Annotated in this window: 7 protein-coding genes; 5 read left to right on the top strand and 2 right to left on the bottom strand. The window is 69.1% G+C overall.

Annotated elements, in window-relative coordinates:
• Nucleotides 1–27 precede the first annotated feature (27 nt).
• Nucleotides 28–1341: an ABC transporter substrate-binding protein gene (locus ACGFWE_RS04780; RefSeq protein ID WP_393597871.1), complete on the bottom strand. Its 1314-nt coding sequence runs from the start codon at nucleotides 1339–1341 to the stop codon at nucleotides 28–30.
• Between the two features lie 174 nt (nucleotides 1342–1515).
• Between ACGFWE_RS04780 and ACGFWE_RS04785 the strand changes: the two genes are divergently transcribed.
• The 3 genes from ACGFWE_RS04785 to ACGFWE_RS04795 all read left to right on the top strand — a co-directional run bounded on the left by ACGFWE_RS04785 (nucleotide 1516) and on the right by ACGFWE_RS04795 (nucleotide 7424).
• Complete coding sequence (locus tag ACGFWE_RS04785; RefSeq protein WP_393597873.1) at nucleotides 1516–2544, top strand: LacI family DNA-binding transcriptional regulator; 1029 nt, start codon at nucleotides 1516–1518, stop codon at nucleotides 2542–2544.
• A 108-nt stretch (nucleotides 2545–2652) separates the two neighbouring features.
• Nucleotides 2653–5943: a discoidin domain-containing protein gene (locus ACGFWE_RS04790; protein WP_393597875.1), complete on the top strand. Its 3291-nt coding sequence runs from the start codon at nucleotides 2653–2655 to the stop codon at nucleotides 5941–5943.
• On the top strand, nucleotides 5940–7424 hold the full coding sequence (locus ACGFWE_RS04795) for a family 43 glycosylhydrolase (protein ID WP_393597877.1): 1485 nt from the start codon (nucleotides 5940–5942) through the stop codon (nucleotides 7422–7424). Before ACGFWE_RS04790 ends, ACGFWE_RS04795 begins: the two co-directional genes overlap by 4 nt.
• A gap of 66 nt (nucleotides 7425–7490) precedes the next feature.
• On the opposite strand, the gene ACGFWE_RS04800 is transcribed toward ACGFWE_RS04795, so the two are convergent.
• Nucleotides 7491–8150, bottom strand: coding sequence for a GntR family transcriptional regulator (locus ACGFWE_RS04800; RefSeq protein WP_352380636.1), 660 nt, complete (start codon nucleotides 8148–8150; stop codon nucleotides 7491–7493).
• A gap of 95 nt (nucleotides 8151–8245) precedes the next feature.
• Here ACGFWE_RS04800 and glyA point away from each other — a divergent pair, with 95 nt between their 5' ends.
• Nucleotides 8246–9550 (top strand): serine hydroxymethyltransferase, encoded by a 1305-nt coding sequence (glyA, locus tag ACGFWE_RS04805; RefSeq protein ID WP_393597879.1) that lies wholly within the window; start codon nucleotides 8246–8248, stop codon nucleotides 9548–9550.
• Complete coding sequence (locus ACGFWE_RS04810) at nucleotides 9547–10767, top strand: sarcosine oxidase subunit beta family protein (RefSeq protein ID WP_393597881.1); 1221 nt, start codon at nucleotides 9547–9549, stop codon at nucleotides 10765–10767. The genes glyA and ACGFWE_RS04810 overlap by 4 nt, the downstream gene beginning before the upstream one ends.
• Nucleotides 10768–10783: the final 16 nt, after the last annotated feature.

Here is a 10783-nt window from a genome sequence, read left to right on the forward strand (position 1 = left end):
TCCTCAGCCCTAAGCCCTGGGTCACGGTCAGTCGCCCAGTGAGGCGGTGACGGCCTCGTTGTCCTTGGCGACCTTCGCCGCGTCACCGAAGACGGCGTCGCGCATCAGGGTCAGCCAGGGCCCGTTGGGGTCGTTGAAGGTCTGGCCGAACTTCAGGGCGTAGGGGGTACGGCCGTCCGCCACCAGCTGGTTGATGGTGACCAGGCGCGGGTCGGCCGTGGAGTACTTGTTGGACGCGAGGTCGGTGCGGGCCACCACGTCCTTGTGCGCGGCGACCACGTCGACCTGTGCTTCGTCGCCCAGGGACCAGGCGAGGAAGTTCCAGGCCTGGTCGGTCTTGTCGCTGGTGGCGGAGATGCCGATGGCGTCCCCGCCGACAAAGGTCGACTTGCCGCCGTCGGGTCCGGGGATGGCGGCCACACCGAGGTCGAGGTCCTTGGGCATCAGGCCCAGGGTCGTCGAGGGCATGGGCATCACGCCGACCTTGCCCTTCGGGAACACTCCGGTCCAGGTCACGCCGGTCTCGTCGCGGGCGCCGGGGGCCACGATGTCGTCCTGGACCCAGCCGCGGTAGGTGTCGTAGACCTTCTCGGCGGTGCCGGAGGCCAGGAGGGCCTCGGTGCCGTCCTTGTTCAGTACGTCCTCGCCGGCGGCCCAGATCGACGGCCACCAGGTGAAGACGCCGCAGCCGCCGCAGTTGCCGCCGAAGAAGGTGCCGCTGACGCCACCGCCCAACTTGTCCACCGCGCGCGCCTGTTGGTCCCACTCGGCCAGCGTGGTGGGCGGCTTGCCGGGGTCGAGCTTCGCCCGGCGGTAGAGGTCCTTGTTGTAGAAGAGCACCGAGAGGTCGAGGGTGTGCGGGACGACGTACTTCTTGCCGTCGTACGTGCCCGCCTTGATGTGCGACTGGGCGAGGTCGTCCGCGAAGGGCAGGGCGTCGATGCGGTCGGTGAGGTCGGCGAAGAGCCCGCTGGAGGTGTAGTTCGGGACGAACACCACGTCGGAGGCGAACAGGTCGGGGAGGTCCTTGGCACCGGCGGCCGCGCCGACCTTGGCCTGGTAGTCGTCGGTGGGGACGACGGTCAGTTCGACCTTGTTCCTGTGGTGGGCGTTGTACGCCTTGACCAGGGCCTCGCTCTGCGGGCGGGTCGCCGCGCGGGTCCACATCGTCAGCGTGGCGCCGTCGTCGGCCCCCTTCGCGTCCGCTGTGCCCCCTCCCCCGCCGCCGGAGTCGTCGTCCCCCGATCCGCAGGCCGTGGCCAGGCCGACGGTGGCGGCCAGGGCGACTGCGGCGGTGACGAGTCGGCGGACGGGTCCACGCGATCCGAACGGGCTCCCCATGACGATCCCCCTACGTGATGAGCACCCGGAAGAAACGAACCGAAAAGGCTTTCGTCAAGCTAGAACCGAGCTCACTGTCCGTCAATCCCCCGCGCAGAACAACGAGTTCAGGTGGGCGACCGAAAATTCTCGGTTACGGTTGGGAGTGCGCGACGCGAGACAGGAGACCCCCGTATGACATCCGCCCCCGGCCCCGCTCGTTCGCACACCGCCACCCTCACCGACGTCGCCCGGCTCGCCGGCGTCTCGGTGGCCACGGCGTCCAAGGCACTCAACGGCCGCAGCCAGGTGCGCGCCGAGACCCGGCAGCGGGTGATCGAGGCGGCGGAGCGGTTGTCGTTCCGGCCCAACCAGTTGGCCCGGGGACTGCTCGCCGGGCGGACCGGCACGGTCGGACTGCTCACCAGCGACCTGGAGGGCAGGTTCAGCATCCCGATCCTCATGGGCGCCGAGGACGCGTTCGGCGCGGGCGAGGTCGCGGTGTTCCTGTGCGACGCGCGCGGTGACGCGATCCGCGAGCAGCATCATGTGCGCGCGCTGCTCGGGCGCCGGGTCGACGGGCTGATCGTGGTGGGCAGCCGGACCGATCCACGCCCCTCCCTGGGCCGTGACCTGCCCGTTCCCGTCGTGTACGCGTACGCCCCCTCCGACGACCCGGCGGATCTGTCGATCGTGCCCGACAACGTGGACGCGGGCCGGATCGCGGTCGAGCACCTGCTGGCCTGCGGGCGCACCCGGATCGCGCACATCACCGGCGACCCGGGCTATCTCGCCGCGCGGGACCGTGCGGACGGCGCCCGGGAGGCGCTCGCGGGCGCGGGGCTGGCCTTTGTCGGGGAACCGCGGTTCGCGGAGTGGTCGGAGGGGTGGGGGCGTGCCGCCACCGCGATGCTGTTGGAGGGGCACGCCGACGTGGACGCGGTGCTGTGCGGCAGCGACCAGATCGCGCGCGGGGTCATCGAGGTCCTGCGGGAGCGCGGGCACCGGGTACCGGAAGACGTGGCGGTCATGGGCTTCGACAACTGGCAGGTCCTGACCTCGGCCTCCCGGCCGCCGCTGACGAGCGTCGACATGAACCTGGAGCAGGTCGGGCGGGCGGCCGCCCAGGCACTGTTCGGGGCGATCGACGGCATTCCCCGCTCGGGGGTGGAGACGCTGCCGTGCCGGGTGGTGATCCGGGGGTCCACGGCTCAGCTGTCCTGAACCATGCGGTTGCCGAACTCGGTCATCGGCGACCTCTCTTGACACTCCATCAGCTCGCTCCTACGTTGCGAAAACCTTTTAGGTCGTTTCAGCAAAGGGGAGCATCCGATGCGAAGACGAACTGCGCCGCGAAGGCGAACCGGGACCGTCCCCCAGCGCCTCCTGGTGATCCTGGCGCTCCTCCTGTGCTCCGTCTCCCTCGCGGCCCCCGCCCGCGCCGCGCAGACCATCGGGTTCCCCACGTTCACAGGGCCCGCGATCCCCGCTCCGCCCGTCGCCCAGACCACCGGCGACATGATGCGGGCCATCTACGACGCGGAGAGCTCGGGCACCGACTTCTGGATGGACCGGCTGCTGGCCCGCACCGGCGACGACCCGGCCGGACCCTGGCTGATGAGCCGCGGACGGGCCCTCTTCATGAAGGAGCACGACCCCGCCCGGCTCGGGTTCGCCGGCAAGGTCGCCTACTGGGAGAGCATCAACGACAACAGCGCCTACACGGTGGCGATCACCCCGGGCACCTTCACCGAGCAGGTCTCCCAGCGCCGTCAGACGCCCAGCCACTGGAAGAGCGTCCACACCAGCGGCTCGGTCTCGGTCGAGCAGACCAAGTTCATCACCGACAACAACGTCGCCGTGACCAACCTGTCGATCAGGAACAACGGCAGCAGCTCGACCACCCTGCAACTGCGGGCGACCTCGCCGTACGCCACCACGGGCACCGGCAGCGAGCTGACCGGCCAGGTCAACGCCTACAACAACCTCACCACCCTCCGGCCCCGGCTCACCGGCGACGGTTTCACCGCGTCCGGGGGCGGCCTCAACCGGTCGGTGACCATCGCGGCCGGGGCCACGGCGACCGCCAAGGTGGTCATGGGCTTCGTCACCGACGAGATCCCCGAGTCGCTCAGCGAGTACCAGGCCTACGCGGGCTACTCCAACGCGACCGCCTTCGCGACCCACGTCCGGGCCTACAACCTGTGGTGGGCGCAGAACGTGCCCTACATCGACGTACCCGAGCCGGCGATCAAGAAGAACATCTACTACCGCTGGTGGCTGATGCGCTTCAACAACCTCGACGCCGACATCCCCGGGCAGACCTTCCAGTTCCCGACCTCCACCGAGGGCGTCCTCGGCTACAACAACGCGATCGCGCTGACCCAGCCGATGCACATCGACGACCTCAAGTACCTGCGCAACCCGGCGTATTCGTACGGGGACTGGCTCAGCGTCGGCCAAGTCTCCAAGGGCGGGCGCTTCCTCGACAACCCGGGCGACCCCGAGAACTGGTCGAACAGCTACACCCAGTACATCGCGGAGGCGGCCTGGAAGAGCTACCAGATCCACGGCGGCCAGCCGGCGATCGCGGGACAGCTCGCCCATTACGCCGAGGGCGACGTGAAGGGACAGCTCGCCCACTACGACCACGACAACAACAAGCTGATCGAGTACGACTGGGGCGCCCTGACCGGCAACGACGCCGACGCGGTCTCCTTCCACTGGAAGCCCGGGAACATGGACCGCGCCGAGTCCGCCTACCAGTACAGCGGGGCTCTCGCCGCCGCACAGGCCTACGAGGCGACCGGCAACACGGCCAAGGCGACGGAGATGCGCACGCTGGCGAACCAGATCAAGGACGCCATCGTCAACGTGCTCTGGAACCCCAACAGGCAGCTGTTCGAGCACCGGTTGAAGTCGACCAACGAGTGGGTGCCCTGGAAGGAGATCAACAACTACTACCCGTTCTCGGTCGGGGCGGTCCCCGACACGGCCACGTACAAGCAGGCGTTGCGCCTCTATGACGACCCCGCCCAGTACCCGGTCTTCCCGTTCTACACGGCCAACCAGGTCGACAAGAAGGCGGCCGCCGACGCGGGTGAGCCCGGCTCCAACAACTTCTCGACGATCAACTCCACCGTCCAGTTCCGGCTCTACTCCTCGGTGCTGCGCAACTATCCCAACTCCTGGATGAAGGCGGCCGACTACAAGAAACTCCTCTACTGGAACGCCTGGGCCCAGTACGTCGGCGGCGACACCCGGTGGCCGGACGCCAACGAGTTCTGGGCGGACTGGAACGGCAGCGGCATCGACTACCGTTCCTGGATCCACCACAACATCCTCGGCAGCAGCAACTGGACCGTGATCGAGGACGTGGCGGGGCTGCGGCCGCGCAACGACGCCAAGGTGGAGCTCTCCCCCATCGACATCGGCTGGGACCACTTCACGGTCAACAACCTCCGCTACCGGGGCGCCGACCTGTCGATCGTCTGGGACGACCCGGCCGACGGTGTGGTCCGCTACCCGGGCATCCCGGAGGGCTACTCGATCTACGTCAACGGCAACCGGGTCGCCACGGTCGGCTCGCTGGTGCCCTTCACCTGGGATCCGGCCACCGGTGCCGTCACCACGAGCGGCACGGTCACGCACCACACGGCCGTCGCCGGGCTCAAGGCGCCGAACCAGGTCGTGCAGGACAGCCCGCGCATGGTCGACATGCTCGCCAAGGCCGGCGTCGACCTCACCGCCGACCTGACGAACCTCGCCGCCGGGGCGACCGTGTCCGCCTCCTCCACCGGTTCCGGCAGCACGGTGGGCGGAGCGGTCGACGGCTACCCCACCAACGAACCGTTCTGGGGCGCCGGCGGATCGGCCGCCCAGGACTGGTACGAGCTGAACTTCGGCACCGCCCGCACGCTCAACGAGGTGCGCCTGTACTTCAAGGACAGCCGCCCGGCGAGTACGACCTACCGGGCACCTTCGGCGTACACCGTCCAGTACCACAACGGCAGTTCGTGGGTGGACGCCCCGAGCCAGACGAAGAGTCCCGCGGCACCGCGCGCCAACTACAACCTGGTGAGGTTCCCGGCGATCAGCGCCCAGCGCGTCCGCATCCTGGCCACCAACGCGTCCGGCGCCAGGACGGGCCTGACCGAGGTCAAGGTGTTCAACCGGGGCGGGGCCCAGCCGCCGGCCAACCAGGCGGCATCGGCGACGGCTTCGGCGTCGTACACCTCTTCCTGGGAGAGCGTCGCGGCGGTCAACGACGGCATCGATCCGCCCTCGTCCAACGACACCGTCAACCCGCGCTGGGGCACCTGGCCGGAGACGGGCCAGCAGTGGGCCGAACTGACCTGGCCGTCGGCGAAGACCCTGAACAAGGCCGACGTGTACTTCTTCGACGACGACCAGGGCATCGACATGCCCGCCTCCTGGAAACTCCAGTACTGGAACGGCAGCGCGTACGTCGACGTGCCCGGGGCGAGCGGCTATCCGCTGGCCAAGAACCAGTACAACAGCGTCACTTTCTCCGCCACCAGCACCACCCGGCTGCGGGTGCTGCTCACGAGCAACGGCACGAACTCCGTCGGCCTCCTCGAAGCGAAGGTGTACGGCCCGTGACCAGACCGAGAATCCTCCTGGCCCTGATCGTTCTGGCAACGGCCCTGCTCGTCGCACCGTCCGCGTCCGCCGCCGCGACCTTCACCTCGACGGCGGTGAACCAGAGCGGCGGCAACTGCCTGGATCTGCCCGGGGGTTCGACGACCGCAGGGGCTCAACTCCGGGCGTTCACCTGCTCTTCGGGCGCCGACCAGAACCTCGTCTACACGCCCGTCTCCGGTACGAGCGACACGTACACGATCACCACCCGCTCCGGTCAGTGCGTCGACGTCAGCGGCGCCTCCACGGCGGACAACGCGGCGATCATCCAGTGGCCCTGCCACGGCGCGACGAACCAGCAGTGGCGGCTCGTCCCGGTGACGGTCGCGGGCACCGACAAGACCTTCAACCTGGTGTCCGTGAGTTCCGGCAAGTGCGTCGCGCCGAGCGGTGGTTCGTCGGCATCCAACACCAGCCTGGTCCAACTGCCGTGCGCCACAAGCAACGGCCGAGTGTGGCGACTGCCCGCCTTCACCGGCGGCGGCACCGGCCCGGGCACCTTCACCAACCCGCTCTCCCAGCACGGGCCCGACCCCTGGCTGACGTACTACGACGGTTCCTACTACCTCGCCACCACGACCTGGAACTCGACGGTCACCATGCGCAGGGCGAGCACCCTCGCGGGACTCGCCACCGCCTCCGACCAGGTGATCTTCAACCTGACCCGGCCCAACGGTGCGGGCACCATGTGGGCTCCGGAGTTCCACCTGCTCGACGGCCCCAACGGGAAGCGCTGGTACTTCTACTACACGGCCGGGCGCGAGCCGTACGACCTCGGCACCCAGCGCATCCATGTACTGGAGAGCGCGGGACTGGACCCCATGGGCCCCTACACCTTCAAGGCCGACCTGCTCGACCCCACCCAGGACAACACCTGGGAACTGGACCCGGGCATCCTCCAACTCAACGGGCAGCTCTACCTGTTGGGCACCTTCTACAACGGTTCACAGCCCATGTTCATCCGGCCGCTGTCCAACCCCTGGACCGCGAGCGGCACCCGGCGCGTGCTGTCCACGCCCACCTACAGCTGGGAGACGGCGGGCGGCGCGGTCAACGAAGGCGCCGAGGTCCTCCAGCGGGGCGGGAAGACGTTCATCGTCTACTCGGCCAGCCACTGCTCGACGCCCGACTACAAGCTGGGAATGCTCACCTACAACGGCGGTGATCCGCTCAGCTCCTCCTCGTGGGTCAAGTCGCCGAACCCGGTCTTCCAGCGGTCCAACGCCAACGGCGTGTACGGCCCCGGCCACAACGGTTTCTTCAAGTCGCCCGACGGCACCGAGGACTGGATCGTCTACCACGCCAACAGCTCCGCGAGCGGCGGCTGCGACATGAACCGCACCACCAGGGCCCAGAAGTTCACCTGGAACGCCGACGGCACTCCGAACTTCGGCACCCCGGTGGCGCTCGGGGTCACCCTGCCCGCGCCGTCAGGTGAGTAGTTGGTTCCCCTTGGCGTAGCGCGTCTGATCAACCCCGCAGAGCCCCCTTGCAAAGACCCGCCGCCCTCAGATCGCCTCGCGGATCGCCTGTTCGAAGCCCGTAACGTGACTGCGGGCGAGCCGCGCCGCCGTGTCGGGGTCCCCGGCGACGATCGCCTCGATCAGCGGTCCGTGCTCCTCGACATGGCCGGCCATGTCAGCGAGCCGGTCCACGAACAGGCACCAGATGCGGGTGGCGAGGTTGTCGTGGCGGACGAGGGTGTCCTCCAGGTACGGGTTGTGCGTGGCCGTGTAGATGGCGCGGTGGACCTGGAGGTCCAGGTGCATGAGCTCGGCGGAGTCCCGCCCGGGAGCCCCCGCGGTGTCGAGTTCCCGCCGTAGGGCCGTCAGGTTCGCCCGGTCGGTGGCCGTGGCGCGGCGGGCGGCCTGCGCCGCGGCCAGGGGTTCCAGTTCCTGGCGCACCTCGGAGATGTGGGCGAGGTCGGTGATGTTGACCTCGGTGGCGAAGGTGCCGCGCCGGGGGTAGGTGGTGATCAGCCGCTCGTACTGGAGCCGCTTGAGGGCCTCGCGCACCGGTGTGCGTCCGACGCCGAGGGACTGCCCCAGCTGCTCCTCGTTGATCGGCGCTCCGGGCCGGATCTCCAGCATGACCAGCCGGTCCCGGATGGCGCGGTACGCGCGCTCGGCGAGCGACAGCTCCTCGATCTCGGTCGCGACCTGCTGCATGGATGCCCCCTTGACCTGTGCGGCGAGCTCCCATACCTTACCGCACAGGCTGATATATCAGTTGCTCATTAGCTGGCTCTCAGGACGGTGCACAGATGGCAACGAGTACGTCGCTCACCACGCCCACCTCGCCGCTCTCCCTCCCCCTCAGCGAAATCGACCCGGACGTCGCCGACGCGGTGGCCGCCGAGCTGCACCGCCAGCAGTCCACCCTCGAGATGATCGCCTCCGAGAACTTCGCCCCGGCCGCCGTGATGGAGGCCCAGGGCTCGGTCCTGACGAACAAGTACGCCGAGGGCTACCCGGGGCGCCGCTACTACGGCGGCTGCGAACACGTGGATGTCATCGAGCAGTTGGCCATCACCAGGGTGAAGGAGCTCTTCGGCGCCGAGGCCGCGAACGTCCAGCCGCACTCGGGCGCCCAGGCCAACGCGGCCGCGATGTCCGCCCTGCTCGATCCCGGTGACACGATCCTCGGCCTCGACCTGGCGCACGGCGGGCACCTGACCCACGGCATGCGCCTCAACTTCTCGGGCAAGCTGTACGACGTCGTGCCGTACCACGTGCGCGAGTCCGACCTGCGCGTCGACATGGACGAGGTCGAACAGCTCGCCCTCGCCCACCGGCCGAAGATGATCGTCGCGGGCTGGTCGGCCTACCCACGGCAGCTGGACTTCGCCGAGTTCCGCCGGATCGCCGACGCGGTGGGCGCCTATCTGCTGGTGGACATGGCGCACTTCGCCGGTCTGGTCGCCGCGGGCCTGCACCCGAGCCCGGTGCCGTACGCCGATGTCGTCACGACCACCACCCACAAGACCCTCGGCGGGCCGCGCGGCGGTGTCATCCTCAGCCGCGCCGGCCTCGCCAAGAAGATCAACTCGGCGGTCTTCCCCGGCCAGCAGGGCGGCCCGCTGGAGCATGTGATCGCGGCGAAGGCCGTGGCGTTCAAGGTGGCGGCGGGCGAGGAGTTCAAGGAGCGCCAGCGGCGCACGCTTCGGGGAGCGAAGATCCTCGCCGGACGACTGCTGGCCGACGACGTGGCCGAGGCCGGCATCACCGTCCTGACCGGCGGCACCGAAGTCCATCTGGTCCTCGTCGACTTGAGGAAGTCCGAGCTGGACGGGAAGCAGGCCGAGGACCTGCTGCACCGCGTCGGCATCACCGTCAACCGCAACGCGGTCCCGTTCGACCCGCGCCCGCCGATGGTGTCGTCCGGCCTGCGGATCGGTACGCCCGCCCTGGCCACCCGTGGCTTCGGTGAGACGGAGTTCCGCGAGGTCGCCGACATCATCGCCGAGACCCTGAAGGGCGAGCGGTCCGAGGACGAACTGCGCGCCCGGGTCGAGAAGCTCGCCGCCGCCTTCCCGCTCTATCCCCACCTCGACGGAGGCCCGGCATGACCGCCGAACCGCTGCCGGAACACCCGGACTTCCTCTGGCGCAACCCCGAGCCGCGCTCGTCGTACGACGTCGTGATCGTCGGCGCGGGCGGCCACGGCCTCGCCACCGCCTACTACCTCGCCAAGAACCACGGCATCACCAATGTGGCCGTCCTGGAGAAGGGCTGGCTCGCGGGCGGCAACATGGCCCGCAACACCACGATCATCCGCTCCAACTACCTGTGGGACGAGAGCGCGGCGATCTACGAGCACGCGTTGAAACTGTGGGAACAACTCCCGGAGGAGCTGGACTACGACTTCCTGTTCAGCCAGCGCGGTGTCCTCAACCTCGCGCACACCCTGCAGGACGTCCGCGAGGGCATGCGCCGCGTGGGTGCCAACCGCCTCAACGGGGTCGACGCCGAGTGGCTGGAGCCGGAGGAGGTCGCCAAGGTCTGCCCGATCCTCAACGTCTCGTCCCGCACCCGGTATCCGGTGCTCGGCGCCACCTTCCAGCCCCGGGCCGGCATCGCCAAGCACGACCATGTCGCCTGGGCGCTGGCCCGCCGCGCCGACGAACTGGGCGTGGACCTGATCCAGGGCTGCGAGGTCACCGGCTTCCTCAAGGACGGCGACCGGGTGGTGGGCGTCGACACCAATCGCGGCCGCATCCACGCCGGCCGGGTCGGTCTCGCGGCCGCCGGACACAGCAGCGTGCTGGCCGAGCGGGCGGGCATCCGGCTGCCGGTGCAGTCCCACCCGCTCCAGGCCCTGGTCTCCGAACTGCACGAGCCCGTGCATCCGACCGTCGTCATGTCGAACCACGTGCACGTCTACGTCTCCCAGGCCCACAAGGGCGAGCTGGTGATGGGCGCGGGCGTCGACTCGTACAACGGGTACGGCCAGCGCGGCTCGTTCCATGTGATCGAGCAGCAGATGGCGGCCGCCGTCGAGCTGTTCCCGGTCTTCGCGAGGGCGCATGTGCTGCGCACCTGGGGCGGCATCGTCGACGTCACCCCGGACGCCTCACCGATCATCGGCCGCACTCCGCTGGAGAACCTCTACGTGAACTGCGGCTGGGGCACCGGCGGTTTCAAGGCCACTCCGGCGGCCGGCTGGACCTTCGCGCACACCATCGCCACGGGCGAACCGCATCCGCTGAACGCCCCGTTCGCCCTCGACCGCTTCACGACCGGCGCGCTGATCGACGAACACGGCGCAGCAGCCGTGGCCCACTGAGGCATTGAGGAGGACA

Origin of the sequence: Streptomyces sp. NPDC048523, from assembly GCF_043199815.1 — a bacterium.
GTDB lineage: Bacteria > Actinomycetota > Actinomycetes > Streptomycetales > Streptomycetaceae > Streptomyces.